Here is a 21,014-nt window from a genome sequence, read left to right as displayed (position 1 = left end):
AATGCAACATCACGTTAAGGCGACGCGCATATGGATTTACGAGATCTGAAACTGTTTCTTCATCTGGCCGAAAGCTGTCACTTCGGCCGCACGGCGCGTGCGATGCACGTCAGTCCCTCCACGCTCTCGCGCCAGATTCAGCGGCTGGAGGAGGATGTCGGACATGCGCTGTTTCTGCGTGATAACCGCACCGTCACGCTGACAGAAGCGGGCGAACGCCTGCGCCAGTTTGCTCAGCAGACGCTGCTGCAATATCAGCAGCTGCGCCACGTGATGGATCTCAACGGCCCGTCGCTCAGCGGCGAGCTGCGCCTGTTCTGCTCGGTGACCGCAGCCTACAGCCACCTGCCGCCGATCCTCGACCGTTTTCGTGCCGAGCACCCGCAGGTAGAAATCAAACTTAACACCGGTGATGCCGCCGATGCGGTAGAGAAAGTGCACACCGGCGAAGCCGATCTGGCGATTGCCGGACGGCCTGAAACCTTACCGGCCAGCATCGATTTTATGCCGCTCGGGCTGATTCCGCTGGTGCTGATCGCGCCAGCGTTACCCTGCGCGGTGCGGACTCAGGCCACTCAGGCGCTGCCGGAATGGTCGCAAATCCCGTTTATCCTGCCGGAGCAGGGGCCGGCGCGCCGGCGTATCGATTTGTGGTTCCGCCGTCATCGCATTGCGAATCCGTTAATTTACGCCACGGTATCCGGCCATGAGGCGATTGTTTCCATGGTGGCGCTGGGATGCGGTATCGCCCTGTTGCCGGACGTGGTGCTGGAGAATAGTCCGGAACCGGTGCGTAACCGCGTCATGATGCTGGAGAATGTTGAATCGGTGGCACCGTTTGAACTCGGTGTCTGCGTGCAGAAAAAGCGGCTCGGCGAGCCGCTGATCAGTGCTTTCTGGAGCCAGTTGTAATCAGCTGCCCGCCAGGAAGAAGCGGAATGCCGGGTTCTGCGTTTCGTCGTGAAAGTCGTAACCCAGGTCGGTAAGATGCTCCTCAAAGCGTGGCTCATCGTTACCCAGCTCAAACGCCGTCAGTACGCGACCGTAGTCAGTACCGTGGCTGCGGTAGTGGAACAGCGAAATATTCCAGTGGGTACCGAGCGTTTGCAGAAATTTCAGCAAGGCGCCTGGCGCTTCCGGGAATTCAAAGCTGAACAGTCGTTCACGCAGCGGCTTGGAAGGCCGTCCGCCGACCATATAACGCACGTGCAGCTTGGCCATCTCATCATCCGAAAGATCAACCACCTGATAACCGCTGTCGGTGAGCTGGCTGATGATTTCACTGCGCTCTTCCAGACCGCGGGTCAGCCGCACGCCAACAAAAATGCAGGCTTTGTCGGCATCGGCATAGCGGTAGTTGAACTCGGTAATCGACCGTCCGCCCAGCGTCTGACAGAACCGCAGGAAGCTGCCCTGCTGTTCCGGAATGGTCACCGCCAGCAGCGCTTCGCGCTGTTCGCCCAGCTCGCAGCGCTCAGAAACGTAACGCAGACCGTGGAAATTGACGTTAGCGCCCGATAAGACGTGCGCCAGCCGTTCGCCTTTGATGTCGTGCTGCTGGATATACTTCTTCATGCCCGCCAGCGCCAGCGCGCCAGAAGGTTCCGCTACGGCCCGCACATCTTCGAACAGATCTTTCATCGCAGCGCAGATCGCATCACTGTCGACGGTAATGATGTCGTCGATATAGGCCTGACACAGCCGGAAGGTTTCGCTGCCAATCCGTTTGACCGCGACGCCTTCAGCGAACAGCCCGACGCGCGGCAGATCGACCGGATGGCCGGCCTCCAGCGCCGCTTTCAGGCAGGCGGAATCTTCAGACTCAACCGCAATCACTTTGATTTGCGGCATCAGCTGCTTAATTAATACCGCCACACCAGCCGCCAGTCCGCCGCCACCAACCGGGACAAACACCCGATCCAGATGTGCATCCTGTTGCAACAGCTCCATCGCCAGCGTGCCTTGCCCGGCAATCACGGCCGGGTGGTCAAACGGCGGCACAAAGGTGTAGCCGCGCTGCTCTGACAGCTCAATCGCTTTGGCTTTCGCTTCGTCAAAATTGGCGCCAAACAAATAAGCCTCACCGCCAAATGCGCGCACCGCATCAACCTTGATATCTGCTGTCGCCAGCGGCATCACAATCAGCGATTTAATGCCCAGCTTGCTGGCGGAGAGCGCCACACCCTGCGCATGGTTGCCGGCTGATGCCGTCACCACGCCGCGCGCTTTTTGCTCTTCGTTCAGTCCGGCGATCATCGCGTAAGCCCCGCGCAGTTTGAAACTGTGCACCGGCTGACGATCTTCACGCTTCACCAGAATGGTGTTGCCCAGACGCGATGAAATTTTTTCCATAACCTGCAGCGGCGTTACCTGTGCCACTTCATACACCGGCGAACGCAGCACGGCGCGCAAATACTCGGCGCCGCAGGGCGCCTCGGGTAGCGGTTGAGACTCGGCCATTTTAGCCTCCCAGCTTGCTCTTATCGCGGACGGCACCTTTGTCAGCACTGGTCGCGAGTAATGCGTAGGCACGCAGCGCAAAGGAGACTTCACGCTGACGATTGATCGGCGTATACGCCGCATCACCGCGCGCTTCCTGCTCTTCACGGCGGGCATGCAGTTCGTTATCCGGCACGGCCAGTTTGATGCCGCGGTTAGGGATATCGATTTCGATGGTGTCGCCATCTTTGACCAGTGCAATGGTGCCGCCGTTGGCTGCTTCAGGCGAGGCGTGACCGATGGAGAGACCAGAGGTACCGCCAGAGAAACGGCCATCGGTGATCAGCGCGCAGCTCTTGCCCAGACCCATCGATTTCAGATAAGTGGTCGGATAGAGCATCTCCTGCATGCCAGGGCCGCCTTTAGGCCCTTCGTAGCGGATCACCACCACGTCGCCCGCCACCACTTTACCGCCCAGAATCGCTTCAACCGCATCATCCTGGCTTTCATAGACTTTGGCCGGACCGCTGAAGGTGAGGATCTCTTTATCTACGCCGGCAGTTTTAACGATGCAGCCATCTTCCGCGATGTTGCCGTACAGCACGGCCAGGCCGCCATCCTGTGAATAAGCGTGCTCGCGGGTGCGAATACAGCCTTCTGCGCGATCGTCATCCAGCGTATCCCAGCGGCAATTCTGCGAGAACGCCTGGGTGGTACGAATACCCGCCGGACCCGCGCGGAACATATCTTTTACCGCCTGATCTTTGGTTAGCATGATGTCGTACTGATCCAGCGTTTCACGCATGGTCTGCTGCAGGATATTACGGGCGCTGCTGTCGAACAGGCCGGCACGATCCAGCTCGCCGAGAATGGCGAAGACGCCACCCGCGCGATGCACATCTTCCATGTGATATTTCGGCGTACTTGGTGCCACTTTACACAGCTGAGGCACTTTGCGTGACAGGCGATCGATGTCGGAGATATTAAAGTCGATTTCGCCTTCCTGTGCGGCTGCCAGCAGGTGGAGCACGGTGTTGGTGGACCCGCCCATGGCGATATCCAGCATCATGGCGTTCTCAAAAGCGGCCTTGTTGGCGATGTTACGCGGCAGCATGTTGACGTCATCCTGCTCATAGTAGCGTTTGGTCAGGCTGACGATGCGTTTACCGGCGTTGATAAACAGCTCTTTACGATCGGCGTGGGTCGCCAGCAGGGAGCCGTTGCCAGGCTGTGACAGGCCAAGCGCTTCGGTCAGACAGTTCATCGAGTTGGCGGTGAACATACCGGAGCAGGAGCCGCAGGTTGGGCAGGCTGAACGCTCAATCTGCTCGCTGTCGGCGTCGCTGACGTTCGGGTTGGCACCCTGAATCATTGCGTCAACCAGATCCAGCTTGATGATCTGATCGGAAAGCTTGGTTTTACCCGCTTCCATCGGTCCGCCGGATACAAAGATCACCGGAATATTCAGGCGCAGCGACGCCATCAGCATTCCCGGAGTGATTTTGTCGCAGTTAGAGATGCAGACCATGGCGTCGGCGCAGTGCGCGTTGACCATGTACTCGACGGAGTCAGCAATCAGCTCACGCGAAGGCAGTGAATACAGCATGCCGCCATGACCCATGGCAATACCGTCGTCCACCGCGATGGTGTTGAACTCTTTGGCCACACCGCCTGACGCTTCGATCTGCTCGGCGACCAGTTTGCCGAGATCGCGCAAATGAACGTGGCCAGGTACAAATTGGGTGAATGAGTTAACCACTGCGATAATCGGTTTACCGAAATCGTCGTCGGTCATTCCTGTCGCGCGCCATAAGGCACGGGCACCCGCCATGTTACGGCCGTGGGTGGTAGTGGCGGAACGGTACTTAGGCATGCTCTATTTACTCCAGTAAGAATAGGCTCGCGGGCGTCAGATAACGCCCGCGCTGAATCTGATTACGGGTTTACCGGATCTAACCAGCCCCATTTGTCTTCGGTTTCGCCAGTGAACAGACCAAAGAAGGCCTGCTGGATACGGGCAGTAATCGGGCCGCGCTTGCCTTCGCCAACCTGGATACGGTCAACGCTACGTACCGGCGTGATTTCTGCTGCGGTACCGGACATGAAGATTTCATCCGCCAGATAGAGCGATTCGCGTGACAGCGTCTGCTCGCGCACTTCGATACCCATGTCGATCGCCAGTTTGATGATGGCATCGCGGGTGATGCCTGGCAGCGCTGAAGAAGTGAATGGCGGAGTGAACAGAATGCCATCTTTGACTTCGAACAGGTTTTCCCCGGCGCCTTCCGAGATGTAGCCGTTGGTGTCCAGTGCGATGCCTTCCTGATAGCCGTGACGACGGGCTTCGCTGCCCACCAGCAATGAGGAGAGGTAGTTACCACCCGCTTTAGCCGCTGTTGGCAGGGTATTAGGGGCTACGCGGTTCCATGAAGACACCATCGCATCGATACCATTTTCCAGCGCTTCGGCACCGAGGTAAGCACCCCATGGGAAGGCGGCAATGATTACATCGGTGCTGAAACCGTCTGGCGGGTTCACGCCCAGTCCCACATCACCGACGAACGCCAGCGGACGGATATAGGCACTTTTCAGTTTATTGACGCGAATGACTTCGCGGCACGCTTCCATCAGCTCATCAACGCTGCTTTTAATCGGGAAACGATAGATTTTGGCGGAGTCGTGCAGACGTTGCATGTGTTCGCGATGACGGAACACAACCGGTCCTTTGTGAGAGTCGTAGCAGCGCACGCCTTCAAATACCGACGTACCATAGTGCAACGCGTGGGACATGACGCTAACCTTCGCCTCTTCCCACTTAACCATCTCGCCATTGAACCAAATAAAGTCTGCTTTCTTCGTGCTCATTTTTATTCCCTCTCGCGGCTAGGCGCGGATTTGTTGTGTTGTCTGTTGTTGAATCTGAACGCAGGCGACATCGATCAGTTTGCTTAACTGCGAAGACAGTAAATCGACGGAGCGCTGGCTGGCAACGGTCATTTCGATATTAATGTTTTCAGCGTTGGCCACTGAAGCCATGTTCATTGAGCAAACCTGAAAACCGCGGTGACGCACCACGCGTAAGATGCGCTCCAATATTTCAGGGCGAAAGCGGGCTTCGATAGACAATTGGTGCTGGTTCATACGGTTTTCTCCATCATGTTTGCATTGCTGGCACCCGGCGGTACCAGTGGCCAGACGTTTTCATGCTCATCAATTGCAACATGCAGGAAGTAAGGACCTTCGCTGTTCAGCAGAGCATCAAGTGCGGCGTCGACCTGTTCTTTACGGGTGATGCGCTGGCCGGGGATATTGAAGGCGCTGGCCAGCGTCAGGAAATCGGGGTTATCGGACAGATTGGTTTCGCTGTAGCGACCATCGAAAAACAGCTGCTGCCACTGGCGGACCATACCGAGACGCTGATTATCCAGCAGTACGATTTTGACCGGCAGCTTGCCGCGTTTGATGGTGCCCAGTTCCTGAATATTCATCATGATTGAGCCATCGCCAGAGACACAGATGACGGTGTCCTGCGGTCGGGCGACCTGCGCACCAATCGCGGCCGGTAAGCCGAATCCCATGGTGCCTAAGCCGCTGGAGGTGATGAAATTCTCTGGCGCGCTAAACGCCATATGCTGCGCTGCCCACATCTGGTGCTGACCGACGTCGGTCGTCACCACCGCGCTGGCAGGCTTGCGATCGGAGAGCTGCTTCAGCAACAGTGGCGCATAGATGGCGTCACCTGGATGGTCATAGCGCCAGCTGTGGCTGGCTTTGAGCGCTTTCACTTCGTTGCGCCAGGCGTCGATATGCAACGGCTGGCTCAGCGCTGGCAGCAAATGATTAAGGTCGCCCTGCAGTGAGACGTGGGCGCGGCGTAATTTGTTCAGCTCGGCCGGATCGATATCGAGGTGAATGACGCTGGCGTGAGGAGCGAAGGTATCCAGCTTGCCGGTCACCCGGTCGTCAAAGCGCGCACCGACCGCGATCAGTAAGTCGCAGCTCTGCACCGCCAGGTTGGCCGCTTTGGTACCGTGCATACCCAGCATGCCGAGATAGAGTTCGCTGTCTGCATCGACGCTGCCCAGCCCTTTCAGGGTTGCTACGGCAGGGATGCCGGTTTCTTCAGCCAGCGCACGCAGCGCCGGCACCGCCTGCGCCATCCCGACGCCACCACCGATATAGAACATCGGTTTTTTTGCCTGCGCCATCAGCGCGCGGGCTTCGACAATCGCCTGATGTGGCAGATCCATCCCCTCTTCTACCGGCACCAGATGCGGCCCAGGCTCCCCCTGCGCAATCTGAATATCCTTAGGAATATCAACCAGTACCGGACCGGGACGTCCCGACTGTGCCAGGGCGAATGCTTCAGCCATGATTGCGGGCAACTCATCTAACGACTCGACCAGGAAACTGTGTTTGGTGCAGGCCAGGGATAAGCCCAGCACGTCGATTTCCTGAAAGGCATCAGTACCAATGAAGGCGGAAGAGACCTGGCCGGTTACCGCCACAACCGGTACCGAGTCCATCATCGCATCGGCCAGACCGGTGATCAGGTTGGTTGCGCCAGGTCCGGAGGTCGCAATGCAGACACCGGTTTTACCGGTCGAACGCGCATAACCAATCGCAGCCATCACAGCGCCTTGCTCATGACGACACAGTAGGTGTTCCACGCCGCCATCGTAGAGCGCGTCGTATACCGGCATGATGGCGCCGCCAGGGTAACCGAATACGGTATCGACACCCTGCGCGCGTAAAGCCTGAACTACCCACTGTGCACCTGTCATCGCTATTCTCCTGTGTCCTGACCGGAACAACAGAATTTTATGCTACTGTTCATTGTTTGTTCCTTGTGGATTTACTGATATTTTGCCTGGTCGAAAAAAAACCCCCGGACCTTTCGGTGCGGGGGTTTTTTCGGATTCGAGGCTTGATTTTTAAGCCTTTCTTTCTCCAAGCGTAGCCCCGCACGGTAGGTTAATAATCACCACCACGCTAATCACAACTAGGCTAATCACTTGTAGAAGGGCTTTCATGTGTTATTCAATTCTTTTACGTGTTCGAAGTAATGCCTACAGAGTTAACATAGTCAGGGGCATCAGCACAACATTTTTCGTCTGCTTTTTTCCGCCACCGGGCGTAAGCATTGCCCTATCGGTTTGTAATAAAACAAATAATTTCCGGATGATAAATATTCATCACTTTAGTGACGTAATAATATTTTGCTGAATTTGCGCGCAGTCCCGTGGCGTTTTGTCACGGTATGCAACGATTACCGTTCTGCTGTGCTTCACCCCGCATAAGGCTCATCACGCTTTCGCTTTTTTTTTTGGCTGACCGCAGACTGGCAGCCTTAAGGAGCGAGTATGTCATTATCAAAAGTTCTGACCCGGGCTGCACTGGGGGTCAACGCCCCCCTGGTAACTATCGAAGCGCATATCAGCAATGGTCTGCCCGCGCTGACGCTGGTCGGTCTGCCAGAGACCACGGTAAAAGAGGCACGTGAGCGGGTACGTAGTGCCATCATCAATAGCGGATTCGTCTTTCCAGCTAAAAGGGTCACCATCAACCTGGCACCGGCGGATTTACCCAAAGAAGGCGGACGGTATGACCTGCCCATGGCTATTGCCATTCTGGTTGCCTCTGAACAGCTCCCTGCGGACAAGCTGACCCGCTATGAGTTTCTGGGTGAGCTTGCCCTTGATGGCGCGCTCTGCAGTGTACAGGGCGCGATTCCCGCGGCGATGGTAGCGATGCAGGCCGGGCGACAACTGGTGCTCTCACGCGAAAACCAGGCCGATGCCGGACTGATTCGTCAGGGCGCATCACTGATTGCCTCGCACCTCAGTGAGGTATGCGCCTTTTTGCATAATCAGCTCGTGTTACCGGTCGCCGCCTATCCTGACGACCAGCCAGAAGCGCCTGGAGACGATCTGGCTGACATTATTGGTCAGCAGCAGGGTCGCAGAGCGTTAGAAATTACCGCCGCGGGTGGGCATAACCTGTTGCTGATTGGCCCGCCCGGCACTGGCAAAACCATGCTGGCGACCCGACTGCCAGGTATCATGCCGCCCTTAAGCGATCAGGAAGCACTGGAATGCGCGGCGATTGCCAGCCTGGTCAACAGCCACCTTTCACATCGACAGTGGCGCACAAGGCCGTTCAGGTCGCCTCATCACAGTGCCTCACTCTATGCCCTGATTGGTGGCGGCTCGTTACCCCGGCCTGGTGAGATCTCTCTGGCACATAATGGTGTGCTGTTTTTAGATGAATTACCGGAATTTGATCGTAAGGTGCTCGACTCGCTGCGCGAACCGATAGAATCGGGGCTGATTGCCATTTCCCGTGCCCGGGCAAAAGTGACCTACCCGGCGCGGTTTCAGCTGATTGCCGCGATGAATCCCAGTCTCACCGGACATTATCAGGGACAACACAATCGCTGCTCGCCTCAGCAGGTGCTGCGTTATCTCAGTAAGTTGTCCGGGCCTTTTCTGGATCGCTTTGATCTGTCACTGGAGGTGCCGCTGCTGCCCAGTGGGATGCTGAGTAAACAGCGCCGGACGGCTGAAGGATCAGCGACGGTGCGTCAACGGGTCGTCGCCGCACGCGCGATCCAGCTGGCGCGGTCAGGCAAGATTAATGCTCATTTGAACAATGCAGAAATTCTGCGCTGGTGCCAGATTGGCAAAGAAGATGCTGAATGGCTGGAGTCGGTGCTGGAGAAGCTGGGTTTGTCGGTACGGGCATGGCAGCGAATTTTGAAAGTGTCCCGTACGCTGGCCGATCTGGCAGGAGAAGCAGCGATAAACCGTACGCATTTGCAGGAGGCGGTGAGCTATCGCAGCATTGACCGGTTAATGATCCATCTGCATAACAGCCTGCAATAAAAAAGGGGCATAAGCCCCTTTTTTATTAGTCGTCGCTGTCGCTGAAGTCTTCGACAGTATCCATCTGCGGTTTCCCGCCAGACAGAGTGTGAAAACGCTTCGGACGCTTAATGCGTGTGATGTATTTGGTCCATACACGCTCAGCTTCTGTTTGCGGCTCACGCAGACCACGACACACTTCGATAAATAACCGTTCTTCTTCTGTTGCAGGTTCACGCTTTGATAAATCAAGCTCATTAAAGGCGAAACCGTGGCGTTCAAGAAGCTGGGCTTCTTTAATCGTAAAATCACCGTGACGTGAAAATCCACGCGGGTAATGTTTGTTATCAAAGAAACGATTTTCGGTTAAGAAGCTTTCCGCCATGTTACACGCTCCTGATTCTATTAAGCCTTACTATTTATGGCGCGGAGTATTAGATAGGCTTGACAGAGTGTAAAACAAAACATTTAAATCTATACGACAAACAATTTTTGGGAGAACGCTGTGGATACGGAATTACTGAAGACTTTCCTGGAAGTGAGCCGCACACGCCATTTCGGGCGTGCTGCGGAAGCACTTTACCTCACGCAATCTGCTGTCAGTTTTCGCATCCGTCAGCTGGAAAATCAGCTTGGTGTTAACCTTTTCACCAGACATCGCAACAACATACGGCTGACGGCAGCGGGTGAACGGCTGTTGCCTTACGCTGAGAGTCTGATGAGTACCTGGCTGATGGCTAAGAAGGAGGTCTCCCACACTCAGCAGCATCATGAGCTGTCGATTGGGGCCAGTGCTTCGCTCTGGGAGGCTTATCTCACTCCGTGGCTGCAGACGCTGTATGAGAACCGGGAGAGCCTGCATTTAGAAGCCCGTGTAGCACAGCGTCATTTGCTGGTTAAGCAGTTGCATGAGCGTCAGCTGGATCTGCTGATCACCACCGAAGCTCCTAAAATGGATGAACTGACCAGCCAGCAAATTGGCCATATCTCACTGGCGCTGTTTTGCGCTCGCCAGAGTGAGAAACGTGAGAAGTATGATTATATTAAGCTGGAGTGGGGGGCGGATTTTCATCAGCATGAGAGCTATCTCTCAGGCGGAGATGACGTGCCGGTTCTGACCACGACATCGGCGCATGTAACACGAGAGCTGTTACACACCACCGGAGCGTGTGCCTTTCTGCCTGACTTCTGGCACAGCCTTTACAGTGAACTGATGGTCATTCCCGATACGCCAGTGGCGGTACGCCCTCTTTATGCCGTCTGGTTGCAGAACAGCGATCAGCAAGCGCATATACGTCAGCTGCTGAAGTTTCCGGTTCTGGTGAGGCAAAACAGCTGAATTAACAGCAGAAAGGGTGATAAATACGCGTCAAAAGCCAGTACGTTTTAGCTGGTTTTTTGTTTTTGGCTTTTTACAGGCAAAAAAAATCCTTTGCCGAAGCAAAGGATCGTTTTCTGGCAGGGGCGGAGGGACTCGAACCCCCAACACCCGGTTTTGGAGACCGGTGCTCTACCAATTGAACTACGCCCCTAAATAGGGTGGCGGAACGGACGGGGCTCGAACCCGCGACCCCCTGCGTGACAGGCAGGTATTCTAACCAACTGAACTACCGCTCCACCGATTCTGTACTGAGGTCCGCTGTTGCGGGCCTCAGGTGTTTCGCCCGCTCCGCGTCACCGGAGTGGTCACGACCAGCGTGCTGGTCTTAATTTGATGCCTGGCAGTTCCCTACTCTCGCATGGGGAGACCCCACACTACCATCGGCGCTACGGCGTTTCACTTCTGAGTTCGGCATGGGGTCAGGTGGGACCACCGCGCTACAGCCGCCAGGCAAATTCTGTTGTCCGCGCCGCCTCCAGGGGCCGCACGGCTCAATCCGTTATGAACAAGGCTGAAAATCTTTTCGTCTCTCAAAACGCCTCTGGCGTTGTAAGGTTAAGCCTCACGGGTCATTAGTACCGGTTAGCTCAACGCATCGCTGCGCTTACACATCCGGCCTATCAACGTCGTCGTCTTCAACGTCCCTTCAGGACCCTTAAAGGGTCAGGGAGAACTCATCTCGGGGCAAGTTTCGTGCTTAGATGCTTTCAGCACTTATCTTTTCCGCACTTAGCTACCGGGCAATGCCATTGGCATGACAACCCGAACACCAGTGGTGCGTTCACTCCGGTCCTCTCGTACTAGGAGCAACCCCCCTCAATTCTCCAGCGCCCACGGCAGATAGGGACCGAACTGTCTCACGACGTTCTAAACCCAGCTCGCGTACCACTTTAAACGGCGAACAGCCGTACCCTTGGGACCTACTTCAGCCCCAGGATGTGATGAGCCGACATCGAGGTGCCAAACACCGCCGTCGATATGAACTCTTGGGCGGTATCAGCCTGTTATCCCCGGAGTACCTTTTATCCGTTGAGCGATGGCCCTTCCATTCAGAACCACCGGATCACTATGACCTGCTTTCGCACCTGCTCGAGCCGTCACTCTCGCAGTCAAGCCAGCTTATGCCATTGCACTAACCTCACGATGTCCGACCGTGATTAGCTGACCTTCGTGCTCCTCCGTTACGCTTTAGGAGGAGACCGCCCCAGTCAAACTACCCACCAGACACTGTCCGCACCCCGGATAACGGGGCCACGTTAGAACATCAAACATTAAAGGGTGGTATTTCAAGGTTGGCTCCACGCGGACTGGCGTCCGCGCTTCAAAGCCTCCCACCTATCCTACACATCAAGGCTCAATGTTCAGTGTCAAGCTGTAGTAAAGGTTCACGGGGTCTTTCCGTCTTGCCGCGGGTACACTGCATCTTCACAGCGAGTTCAATTTCACTGAGTCTCGGGTGGAGACAGCCTGGCCATCATTACGCCATTCGTGCAGGTCGGAACTTACCCGACAAGGAATTTCGCTACCTTAGGACCGTTATAGTTACGGCCGCCGTTTACCGGGGCTTCGATCAAGAGCTTCTCCTTACGGATAACCCCATCAATTAACCTTCCGGCACCGGGCAGGCGTCACACCGTATACGTCCACTTTCGTGTTTGCACAGTGCTGTGTTTTTAATAAACAGTTGCAGCCAGCTGGTATCTTCGACTGGCTTCGGCTCGGGGAGCAAGTCCCTCCACCTACGCGCCAGCGTGCCTTCTCCCGAAGTTACGGCACCATTTTGCCTAGTTCCTTCACCCGAGTTCTCTCAAGCGCCTTGGTATTCTCTACCTGACCACCTGTGTCGGTTTGGGGTACGATTTTGTGTTACCTGATGCTTAGAGGCTTTTCCTGGAAGCAGGGCATTTATCACTTCAGCACCGTAGTGCCTCGTCGTCACGCCTCAGTGTAAAGTGAACCGGATTTGCCTGGAACACACACCTACACGCTTAAACCGGGACAACCGTCGCCCGGCTGATATAGCCTTCTCCGTCCCCCCTTCGCAGTAACACCAAGTACAGGAATATTAACCTGTTTCCCATCGACTACGCCTTTCGGCCTCGCCTTAGGGGTCGACTCACCCTGCTCCGATTAACGTTGAACAGGAACCCTTGGTCTTCCGGCGAGCGGGCTTTTCACCCGCTTTATCGTTACTTATGTCAGCATTCGCACTTCTGATACCTCCAGCATGCCTCACAGCACACCTTCGACGGCTTACAGAACGCTCCCCTACCCAACAACACATAGTGTCGCTGCCGCAGCTTCGGTGCATGGTTTAGCCCCGTTACATCTTCCGCGCAGGCCGACTCGACCAGTGAGCTATTACGCTTTCTTTAAATGATGGCTGCTTCTAAGCCAACATCCTGGCTGTCTGTGCCTTCCCACATCGTTTCCCACTTAACCATGACTTTGGGACCTTAGCTGGCGGTCTGGGTTGTTTCCCTCTTCACGACGGACGTTAGCACCCGCCGTGTGTCTCCCGTGATAACATTCTTCGGTATTCGCAGTTTGCATCGGGTTGGTAAGCCGGGATGGCCCCCTAGCCGAAACAGTGCTCTACCCCCGAAGATGAGTTCACGAGGCGCTACCTAAATAGCTTTCGGGGAGAACCAGCTATCTCCCGGTTTGATTGGCCTTTCACCCCCAGCCACAGGTCATCCGCTAATTTTTCAACATTAGTCGGTTCGGTCCTCCAGTTAGTGTTACCCAACCTTCAACCTGCCCATGGCTAGATCACCGGGTTTCGGGTCTATACCCTGCAACTTAACGCCCAGTTAAGACTCGGTTTCCCTGCGGCTCCCCTATACGGTTAACCTTGCTACAGAATATAAGTCGCTGACCCATTATACAAAAGGTACGCAGTCACCCCCATAAAGAAGGCTCCCACTGCTTGTACGTACACGGTTTCAGGTTCTGTTTCACTCCCCTCGCCGGGGTTCTTTTCGCCTTTCCCTCACGGTACTGGTTCACTATCGGTCAGTCAGGAGTATTTAGCCTTGGAGGATGGTCCCCCCATATTCAGACAGGATACCACGTGTCCCGCCTTACTCATCGAGCTCACAGAATGTGTGTTTTTGTGTACGGGAGTATCACCCTGTACCCTGCGACTTTCCAGACGCTTCCACTAACACACAAGCTGATTCAGGCTCTGGGCTGCTCCCCGTTCGCTCGCCGCTACTGGGGGAATCTCGGTTGATTTCTTTTCCTCGGGGTACTTAGATGTTTCAGTTCCCCCGGTTCGCCTTGCAGCACTATGTATTCATGCTGCAATGATGCACTGAGTGCACCGGGTTTCCCCATTCGGACATCGACGGCTGTAGCGGTTCATATCACCTTACCGTCGCTTTACGCAGATTAGCACGTCCTTCATCGCCTCTGACTGCCAGGGCATCCACCGTGTACGCTTAGTCGCTTAACCTCACAACCCACAGGCGTTTTTCAGCGCTGCGTGTTGCAAGCATTTGAGAGACTCGAACATGTCGTGGCTTTCATTCTTATTACGGAGAATGAAAACGACATGTCGTTTCAATTTTCAGCTTGTTCCGGATTGTTAAAGAGCAAATATCTCAAACGCGGCTCGGCTGCTCACGCAACTGAATCGGTTTTGAGATACTTCGTGGAGACACCTTTCACCTGTCACCAAGCAAGTGGCGTCCCCTAGGGGATTCGAACCCCTGTTGCCGCCGTGAAAGGGCGGAGTCCTAACCGCTAGACGAAGGGGACACAAAGGTGTCACGACTTCGCAGCCGTCTTGCTCATTACTTTTTATCAGACAATCTGTGTGGACACTGCGCCGGAAGGTATCTTCAGGTAAGGAGGTGATCCAACCGCAGGTTCCCCTACGGTTACCTTGTTACGACTTCACCCCAGTCATGAATCACAAAGTGGTAAGCGCCCTCCCGAAGGTTAAGCTACCTACTTCTTTTGCAACCCACTCCCATGGTGTGACGGGCGGTGTGTACAAGGCCCGGGAACGTATTCACCGTGGCATTCTGATCCACGATTACTAGCGATTCCGACTTCACGGAGTCGAGTTGCAGACTCCGATCCGGACTACGACGCACTTTGTGAGGTCCGCTTGCTCTCGCGAGGTCGCTTCTCTTTGTATGCGCCATTGTAGCACGTGTGTAGCCCTACTCGTAAGGGCCATGATGACTTGACGTCATCCCCACCTTCCTCCGGTTTATCACCGGCAGTCTCCTTTGAGTTCCCGACCGAATCGCTGGCAACAAAGGATAAGGGTTGCGCTCGTTGCGGGACTTAACCCAACATTTCACAACACGAGCTGACGACAGCCATGCAGCACCTGTCTCAGCGTTCCCGAAGGCACCAAGGCATCTCTGCCAAGTTCGCTGGATGTCAAGAGTAGGTAAGGTTCTTCGCGTTGCATCGAATTAAACCACATGCTCCACCGCTTGTGCGGGCCCCCGTCAATTCATTTGAGTTTTAACCTTGCGGCCGTACTCCCCAGGCGGTCGACTTAACGCGTTAGCTCCGGAAGCCACTCCTCAAGGGAACAACCTCCAAGTCGACATCGTTTACGGCGTGGACTACCAGGGTATCTAATCCTGTTTGCTCCCCACGCTTTCGCACCTGAGCGTCAGTCTTCGTCCAGGGGGCCGCCTTCGCCACCGGTATTCCTCCAGATCTCTACGCATTTCACCGCTACACCTGGAATTCTACCCCCCTCTACGAGACTCAAGCCTGCCAGTTTCAAATGCAGTTCCCAGGTTAAGCCCGGGGATTTCACATCTGACTTAACAGACCGCCTGCGTGCGCTTTACGCCCAGTAATTCCGATTAACGCTTGCACCCTCCGTATTACCGCGGCTGCTGGCACGGAGTTAGCCGGTGCTTCTTCTGCGGGTAACGTCAATCGACGCGGTTATTAACCACATCGCCTTCCTCCCCGCTGAAAGTACTTTACAACCCGAAGGCCTTCTTCATACACGCGGCATGGCTGCATCAGGCTTGCGCCCATTGTGCAATATTCCCCACTGCTGCCTCCCGTAGGAGTCTGGACCGTGTCTCAGTTCCAGTGTGGCTGGTCATCCTCTCAGACCAGCTAGGGATCGTCGCCTAGGTGGGCCATTACCCCGCCTACTAGCTAATCCCATCTGGGTTCATCCGATAGTGAGAGGCCCGAAGGTCCCCCTCTTTGGTCTTGCGACGTTATGCGGTATTAGCCACCGTTTCCAGTGGTTATCCCCCTCTATCGGGCAGATCCCCAGACATTACTCACCCGTCCGCCACTCGTCACCCAAGAGCAAGCTCTCTGTGCTACCGTCCGACTTGCATGTGTTAGGCCTGCCGCCAGCGTTCAATCTGAGCCATGATCAAACTCTTCAATTTAAGTTTGATTTGCTTAAACACGTTAAGCGGTGCTCATCTGTAAAACGTCATAATGAATTTCATTATGTGTTCACTCGTGAGACTTGATATTTTTTACGTCCGGAGACGCTGATATCAATCCTGCGAGTGCCCACACAGATTGTCTGATAAATTGTTAAAGAGCAGTGCCACATACTTCGTGTGGCGCGGGCTGCGTATAATACGCTTTCCGCATTGTCAGTCAAGCGTTTATTTCTGCTTAACTCACTGGTTCGTATGATTTCGAACCTACTTAACCCGGCGCTTCGTAAGCCGATGTGCCGTGTCAGTGGAGGCGCATTATAGGGAGTTTCCGGAGGCTGACAAGTGCTAATTTCAAATAAAATTCTGAGTGCTGATTTTTTCAACTAAAAGCCGTCAAACCGCCAGTTTTTCCAGCAACGGGAAGCCATAACGCTGTAAAACGGGTGATAACTGAACAGCTTCGCCATCCAGTTCGGTACAAAAAGCCACATTCTGTTGCGAAGAACGTACTTCAGGCGCCTCGTGTTCCAGCAGCCAGACCGTACGGCGCGCTATCGCTGCACCTGAATCAATCAGACGGGTGCCTTCCGGTAATACCTGCTGCAACTCTTCACGCAATAAAGGAAAGTGGGTACAGCCTAATACCACGGTATCCGGCGGCTCCGCCATTCGCAGCCACGGCTGAACAATCCGGCGAACGGCTTCCAGCGAAACCTCTTCGCCATGTAACTTGGCTTCAGCCAGCTCCACCAGCTCCGCCGAGCCCAGCATTTCGATATTGCAGGCGCCAGCAAACTGCGCCACCAGCTCGTGAGTATAAGGACGACGCACCGTAGCACGCGTTGCCAGCAGGCCCACCACGCCATTGCGCGTCATACGCGCCGCCGGTTTGATCGCCGGCACTACGCCGACTACCGGAAAAGCAAAGCGCTCACGCAAAGCAGGCAGTGAGACGGTGCTGGCCGTATTACAGGCGATGATGACTAAAGAGAGCGGGTAGCGCTGGGTAATGGCATCAACAATCGCCACCACGCGCTCGACAATAAAGGTTTCGCTTTTCTCTCCATAAGGAAAGCCGGCGTTGTCAAAGGCATAAAGATAGTGAAGATCCGGCAGCAGTTGCCGGACCTCATCATAGACGGAAAGCCCACCGACGCCGGAGTCGAATACCAGCACGGTGGGTCGCAAATCAGAAGCTGTAGCTGCCGCTGAGGTAATACTCTCGTCCTGGGGTTTGATAGCCATACACTGTCTCGTAATCTTTATCGAACAGGTTGGCAATTCTACCACGAACCGTGAGTTGTGAAGTGAGCGGATATGAGACGGCCAGATCCCACAGGCTAACCCCGCCCAGCTTCACCCGACGGCTGGGCGAACTGTTGAAGTCGGTATCATAACGGTCGCCCAGATAGTGATAAGCCACTGACCAGTCAAAATCATACAGCGTCCAGTCGAGTTGATACTTCACCTGCTGTTTAGCACGACGGATGAGCGGCTGATTAGTGCTGCCATCACGAGCATCGACATAATCGTAAGAGAGCTGGTGCGCCAGCGGCCCGGTATCAAATGAAGCGGTCGCTTCCACACCTTTAATACGCGCCTGCTTAATGTTGTAGTAGCGATAGGTCGACGGGTCGCTATCAATCAGGTTATCGATGTCATTACGATAGCCGGAGACCCGCCAGTTAAGCGGCCCGGTCAGACCTTCAAATCCACCTTCCCACTGCTTGCTTTTTTCAGGATCGAGATCGCGGTTACCATAAAAAGGACTGTAGACCTGAGAGAGGTTCGGTGCCTTAAACGCGGTACCGTAAGAGGCAAAAGCGCGATACCCGGAGATAAATTCCCAGGAAGCCGCCGTCTGCCAGGTATTATGCCAGCCAAACTGGTTGTTATCGTCACCGCGCACCGCGCCTTCAAGCGTCACGCTGCCAAACTGCTGCTGGCCGGTCAGATAGAGGCCGGTGTTACGCTGTTCATAACTGTCTGCAAGATAGTTGGCGCCCGGTTCCGTCGTCTCTTTCTGCCAGTCAACACCGGCGCTGATCGTGCCCTGCCCAATCTGCACGCTGTTGCCCCATTGCAGATTGTATTGGGTCACGTCGTCGAAAGTCGACGCCGCCCCGTAGCGTCCGTTGCGCGGATCGTAATTGATGTCTTTGGTACGGCCATAGCTGGCGATAAGCTGGGACGAATAGACATCATGATTGAAGCGCAACCCCGTGTCCCAGGTCTGGCTATAGAGCTGTCGGGTATCAGCCAGGCCAATAATGTTGCTGTAGCTGGCATCATAGCTATCTGACCCGTCGTAGGCGGTGCGGTTATCAAAACCGTATCCACGCACAAAGCCACTGAGTTCATCACTGAACTGATGCTCCAGATTGCCGTACAGGGTTTTGCTCATAAACCCATCGCGGTCATGCTGTGCCGGACCATACGCGTTGGGATAGCCAGCCACCACGTCATACCCTTTGGTATAGGTATAGTTACCGGCCAGGGTCAGCCTGGTCGCGTCGCCCAGTTTCTGCTGGGTAGAGCCATCATAAGATTGATAACCGTTGGACCCGACGCCAGCCGTCAGCGTGGTTCCCGGTTGCGCACGGCCCGTGATGATATTGACCACGCCGCCAATCGCATCCGAACCGTAGACCGCCGAACGCGCGCCACGGATATATTCAATACGCTGCACCAGCGAAAGAGGAATCTGGCTGAGGTCGGATGAGCCGGTAATGCCAGCCTGATTGAGCCGGATACCATCGATCAGAATCAGGACGTGCCGGGACTCGGTGCCACGGATAAACAGTGAGCTTTGCTGCCCCATACCGCCGCTTTGGGTGATATCGACGCCGGGCAGGCGGCGCATCACATCCGTCAGGCTTTTGGCTTGCCAGCGGTCAATCTCGTCACGCGTCACTACCGTGACAGGGGCCAGCACGCTGGATACCGGCTGAGCGAAACGATTGGCGGTTACTATTTGCGTATCATCATTCCCCTGAGCAAAACCATTTTGCGCCCAGAGAGAAACCGCCGTTGCACTAAAGGCGAACAGCGATGCGGTCGTTTTAGTCATTTTTAATCGCATCCAAAAAACAAAACAGGATGCCGCAGGCATACAATCAATAGCACGCGATGATCGTACGAGTAGCGACGGACACCGGCAGGTCTTCGGGCTGGGAACCATAAGTGGTGATGACTTCCCATCCCGCAGGACAGTGTCTGCAAATGCACTCACCACGACATTCCTTACCGCTGCGCGTCAGCTCCAGATTCACACTGGATTCCCTATTAACTCGGGCTTGAGGCCGGCGAACGCAGTCTACGGAGTGGCGATACGGAAGTCCAGACTTCCAAACTTCTTATCGCTGCGGGACTGGACATCAGCAAGTGAATCCCTACAATCGCCCGCTGGTAAGCTATTAATCAGGACGGAACATGACACCCGAACATCTCCCTATTGAACAATATGACGCGCAACTGGCGGAAAAAGTCAGTCGTTTAAAGACGATGATGACGCCGTTTGCTGCGCCCGAGGTGGAGGTGTTCCGTTCACCGGTCAGCCACTATCGCATGCGTGCGGAATTCCGTCTGTGGCACGATGGCGATGACATCTATCACATCATTTTTGATCAGCAGACCCGCGAGCGGATCCGCGTCGATCAATTCCCTGCCGCCAGTGAATTGATCAACCAGCTGATGCCAAAAATGATCGCGGCGATCCGCGACAATCGCACGCTGCGCCATAAGCTGTTTCAGATCGACTATCTGTCGACCCTGAGCAATCAGATTGTTATCTCGCTGCTCTACCACCGTAAGCTGGATGACGCGTGGCAGCTGGCCGCCAGCGAACTGCGCGATCAACTGCGCGCCGAAGGCCTGGATGTGCAGCTGATTGGCCGCGCCACCAAAACCAAAATCTGCCTCGATCGGGATTATGTGGATGAACGTTTGCCGGTGGCGGGACGTGAGATGATCTATCGTCAGGTTGAGAACAGCTTTACCCAGCCAAACGCAGCGATGAATATTCAGATGCTGGAGTGGGCGCTGGATGTTACTCAGGGTTCGCAGGGTGACCTGCTGGAACTTTACTGCGGCAACGGCAACTTCTCACTGGCGCTGGCGCGTAATTTTCGCCGGGTGCTGGCGACTGAAATTGCCAAACCGTCGGTAGCGTCGGCGCAGTACAACATCGCCGCTAATCAGATCGATAATGTGCAGATCATCCGTATGGCCGCCGAAGAGTTCACCCAGGCGATGACCGGCGTACGCCGTTTTAATCGGCTGGAAGGGATTGATCTGACCAGTTATGAATGTGAAACCATTTTTGTCGATCCGCCGCGCAGTGGACTGGATGACGAGACGGTGAAGATGGTGCAGGGTTACCCGCGCATCCTTTATATCTCCTGCAATCCGCAAACGCTGAGCGACAACTTAGAGACGCTGTCGCAGACGCATGAGGTGACACGGCTGGCGCTGTTCGATCAGTTCCCTTATACCCATCATATGGAATGCGGCGTACTTCTGACGCGCAAAGCCTGAAAAAAAACGGGAACCCTGAGGTTCCCGTTGTTTCATCTCTCGCCTTTACTGATTGCGTTTGCGCTTGAAGCGCGTCGCAATCCAGAACACCAGCGCCACCATCAAAATGGTCGGAATGAAGTTCGAGCCGATATCCGGATATTCTGCCCGCACCAGTGCGCTATAAACCAGGATCCCCAGCAGGAAAAACGCCGCCGCCAGTCCCGGCATACCGTCAGGCATGTTGGTGTTCAGATAACGCTGATGCAGACACCAGGCAGCCAGGCCGAGCGCGATCAGCGGAAAAATCGAAAACGGAACAAAAGCGCTGAACAGCACGGAAAACGAGCCGTTAATCGCTAAACCGGTAATAAAAGCCAGTAACAATGTGCCTTTATCGCGGGAACTCGGGTGGGTCATGGC

At 55.1% G+C, this 21,014-nt stretch carries 14 protein-coding genes, 3 tRNA genes, 3 rRNA genes and 1 riboswitch; of the genes, 4 read left to right on the top strand and 16 right to left on the bottom strand.

Going from position 1 to position 21,014, the window contains the following annotated elements:
* Window positions 1-30: 30 nt before the first annotated feature.
* Entirely contained in the window at window positions 31-912 is an 882-nt protein-coding gene (gene ilvY / locus ACLIBF_RS01060) for an HTH-type transcriptional activator IlvY (RefSeq protein ID WP_031377331.1), read from the top strand.
* Here ilvY and ilvA read toward each other — a convergent pair whose 3' ends face one another.
* The 6 genes from ilvA to ilvL form a co-directional block, all read right to left on the bottom strand.
* Window positions 913-2,460 (bottom strand): threonine ammonia-lyase, biosynthetic, encoded by a 1,548-nt coding sequence (gene ilvA, locus ACLIBF_RS01055; protein ID WP_031377330.1) that lies wholly within the window; start codon window positions 2,458-2,460, stop codon window positions 913-915. It abuts the gene before it with no gap.
* A 1-nt stretch (window position 2,461) separates the two neighbouring features.
* The gene (gene ilvD / locus ACLIBF_RS01050; RefSeq protein ID WP_031377329.1) at window positions 2,462-4,312 is read right to left on the bottom strand and encodes a dihydroxy-acid dehydratase; all 1,851 of its coding nucleotides are present in this window, start codon (window positions 4,310-4,312) and stop codon (window positions 2,462-2,464) included.
* Between the two features lie 62 nt (window positions 4,313-4,374).
* Complete coding sequence (locus ACLIBF_RS01045) at window positions 4,375-5,304, bottom strand: branched-chain amino acid transaminase (RefSeq protein WP_031377328.1); 930 nt, start codon at window positions 5,302-5,304, stop codon at window positions 4,375-4,377.
* A gap of 18 nt (window positions 5,305-5,322) precedes the next feature.
* On the bottom strand, window positions 5,323-5,580 hold the full coding sequence (gene ilvM, locus ACLIBF_RS01040) for an acetolactate synthase 2 small subunit (protein ID WP_008926359.1): 258 nt from the start codon (window positions 5,578-5,580) through the stop codon (window positions 5,323-5,325).
* Window positions 5,577-7,223, bottom strand: coding sequence for an acetolactate synthase 2 catalytic subunit (ilvG, locus tag ACLIBF_RS01035; RefSeq protein WP_031377327.1), 1,647 nt, complete (start codon window positions 7,221-7,223; stop codon window positions 5,577-5,579). The genes ilvM and ilvG overlap by 4 nt, the downstream gene beginning before the upstream one ends.
* Window positions 7,224-7,373: 150 nt before the next feature.
* Window positions 7,374-7,472 carry an ilv operon leader peptide gene (gene ilvL, locus ACLIBF_RS01030; RefSeq protein WP_082097622.1) on the bottom strand — a complete coding sequence of 33 codons (99 nt, stop codon included), beginning with the start codon at window positions 7,470-7,472 and terminating at the stop codon, window positions 7,374-7,376.
* A gap of 330 nt (window positions 7,473-7,802) precedes the next feature.
* Between ilvL and ACLIBF_RS01025 the strand changes: the two genes are divergently transcribed.
* Complete coding sequence (locus tag ACLIBF_RS01025) at window positions 7,803-9,323, top strand: YifB family Mg chelatase-like AAA ATPase (RefSeq protein WP_279809597.1); 1,521 nt, start codon at window positions 7,803-7,805, stop codon at window positions 9,321-9,323.
* A 25-nt stretch (window positions 9,324-9,348) separates the two neighbouring features.
* On the opposite strand, the gene ACLIBF_RS01020 is transcribed toward ACLIBF_RS01025, so the two are convergent.
* Complete coding sequence (locus tag ACLIBF_RS01020; RefSeq protein WP_031377325.1) at window positions 9,349-9,687, bottom strand: DUF413 domain-containing protein; 339 nt, start codon at window positions 9,685-9,687, stop codon at window positions 9,349-9,351.
* Window positions 9,688-9,807: 120 nt separating this feature from the next.
* Here ACLIBF_RS01020 and hdfR point away from each other — a divergent pair, with 120 nt between their 5' ends.
* Complete coding sequence (gene hdfR / locus ACLIBF_RS01015) at window positions 9,808-10,641, top strand: HTH-type transcriptional regulator HdfR (protein ID WP_031377324.1); 834 nt, start codon at window positions 9,808-9,810, stop codon at window positions 10,639-10,641.
* Window positions 10,642-10,758: 117 nt separating this feature from the next.
* Here hdfR and ACLIBF_RS01010 read toward each other — a convergent pair.
* The 8 genes from ACLIBF_RS01010 to btuB form a co-directional block, all read right to left on the bottom strand.
* Window positions 10,759-10,834 (bottom strand) — tRNA-Trp (locus ACLIBF_RS01010).
* An 8-nt stretch (window positions 10,835-10,842) separates the two neighbouring features.
* A tRNA-Asp gene (locus tag ACLIBF_RS01005) sits at window positions 10,843-10,919 on the bottom strand.
* A 99-nt stretch (window positions 10,920-11,018) separates the two neighbouring features.
* A 5S ribosomal RNA gene (gene rrf / locus ACLIBF_RS01000) occupies window positions 11,019-11,134 on the bottom strand.
* Window positions 11,135-11,234: 100 nt separating this feature from the next.
* Window positions 11,235-14,140 (bottom strand): 23S ribosomal RNA (locus tag ACLIBF_RS00995).
* A gap of 230 nt (window positions 14,141-14,370) precedes the next feature.
* Window positions 14,371-14,445 (bottom strand) — tRNA-Glu (locus ACLIBF_RS00990).
* Window positions 14,446-14,533: 88 nt separating this feature from the next.
* Window positions 14,534-16,073: ribosomal RNA gene (locus ACLIBF_RS00985) — 16S ribosomal RNA — on the bottom strand.
* The 16S, 23S and 5S rRNA genes sit together here with 3 tRNA genes alongside, the layout of an rRNA operon.
* A gap of 396 nt (window positions 16,074-16,469) precedes the next feature.
* Window positions 16,470-17,321, bottom strand: coding sequence for a glutamate racemase (gene murI / locus ACLIBF_RS00980; protein ID WP_031377630.1), 852 nt, complete (start codon window positions 17,319-17,321; stop codon window positions 16,470-16,472).
* Window positions 17,266-19,146, bottom strand: a complete 1,881-nt coding sequence (gene btuB / locus ACLIBF_RS00975; RefSeq protein WP_448309149.1) for a TonB-dependent vitamin B12 receptor BtuB — start codon at window positions 19,144-19,146, stop codon at window positions 17,266-17,268. The genes murI and btuB overlap by 56 nt, the downstream gene beginning before the upstream one ends.
* 69 nt (window positions 19,147-19,215) lie before the next feature.
* Window positions 19,216-19,398, bottom strand: a riboswitch (cobalamin riboswitch).
* A 110-nt stretch (window positions 19,399-19,508) separates the two neighbouring features.
* Here btuB and trmA point away from each other — a divergent pair.
* Window positions 19,509-20,612, top strand: a complete 1,104-nt coding sequence (trmA, locus tag ACLIBF_RS00970; RefSeq protein ID WP_031377632.1) for a tRNA (uridine(54)-C5)-methyltransferase TrmA — start codon at window positions 19,509-19,511, stop codon at window positions 20,610-20,612.
* Between the two features lie 45 nt (window positions 20,613-20,657).
* Here trmA and ACLIBF_RS00965 read toward each other — a convergent pair whose 3' ends face one another.
* Complete coding sequence (locus ACLIBF_RS00965; protein WP_031377633.1) at window positions 20,658-21,011, bottom strand: YijD family membrane protein; 354 nt, start codon at window positions 21,009-21,011, stop codon at window positions 20,658-20,660.
* Between the last annotated feature and the right edge of the window lie 3 nt (window positions 21,012-21,014).

Source organism: Pantoea sp. PGP6 (assembly GCF_053474785.1).
Note: the sequence above shows the minus strand (reverse complement) of the source record. Positions and strands in the feature narration are given on the sequence as shown.

Coding starts and splice junctions, on each gene's coding strand:
- ilvY (WP_031377331.1), top strand. CDS start 31: ATGGATTTACGAGATCTGAAACTGTTTCTTCATCTGGCCGAAAGCTGT.
- ilvA (WP_031377330.1), bottom strand. CDS start 2,460: ATGGCCGAGTCTCAACCGCTACCCGAGGCGCCCTGCGGCGCCGAGTAT.
- ilvD (WP_031377329.1), bottom strand. CDS start 4,312: ATGCCTAAGTACCGTTCCGCCACTACCACCCACGGCCGTAACATGGCG.
- ACLIBF_RS01045 (WP_031377328.1), bottom strand. CDS start 5,304: ATGAGCACGAAGAAAGCAGACTTTATTTGGTTCAATGGCGAGATGGTT.
- ilvM (WP_008926359.1), bottom strand. CDS start 5,580: ATGAACCAGCACCAATTGTCTATCGAAGCCCGCTTTCGCCCTGAAATA.
- ilvG (WP_031377327.1), bottom strand. CDS start 7,223: ATGACAGGTGCACAGTGGGTAGTTCAGGCTTTACGCGCGCAGGGTGTC.
- ilvL (WP_082097622.1), bottom strand. CDS start 7,472: ATGAAAGCCCTTCTACAAGTGATTAGCCTAGTTGTGATTAGCGTGGTG.
- ACLIBF_RS01025 (WP_279809597.1), top strand. CDS start 7,803: ATGTCATTATCAAAAGTTCTGACCCGGGCTGCACTGGGGGTCAACGCC.
- ACLIBF_RS01020 (WP_031377325.1), bottom strand. CDS start 9,687: ATGGCGGAAAGCTTCTTAACCGAAAATCGTTTCTTTGATAACAAACAT.
- murI (WP_031377630.1), bottom strand. CDS start 17,321: ATGGCTATCAAACCCCAGGACGAGAGTATTACCTCAGCGGCAGCTACA.
- btuB (WP_448309149.1), bottom strand. CDS start 19,146: ATGACTAAAACGACCGCATCGCTGTTCGCCTTTAGTGCAACGGCGGTT.
- trmA (WP_031377632.1), top strand. CDS start 19,509: ATGACACCCGAACATCTCCCTATTGAACAATATGACGCGCAACTGGCG.
- ACLIBF_RS00965 (WP_031377633.1), bottom strand. CDS start 21,011: ATGACCCACCCGAGTTCCCGCGATAAAGGCACATTGTTACTGGCTTTT.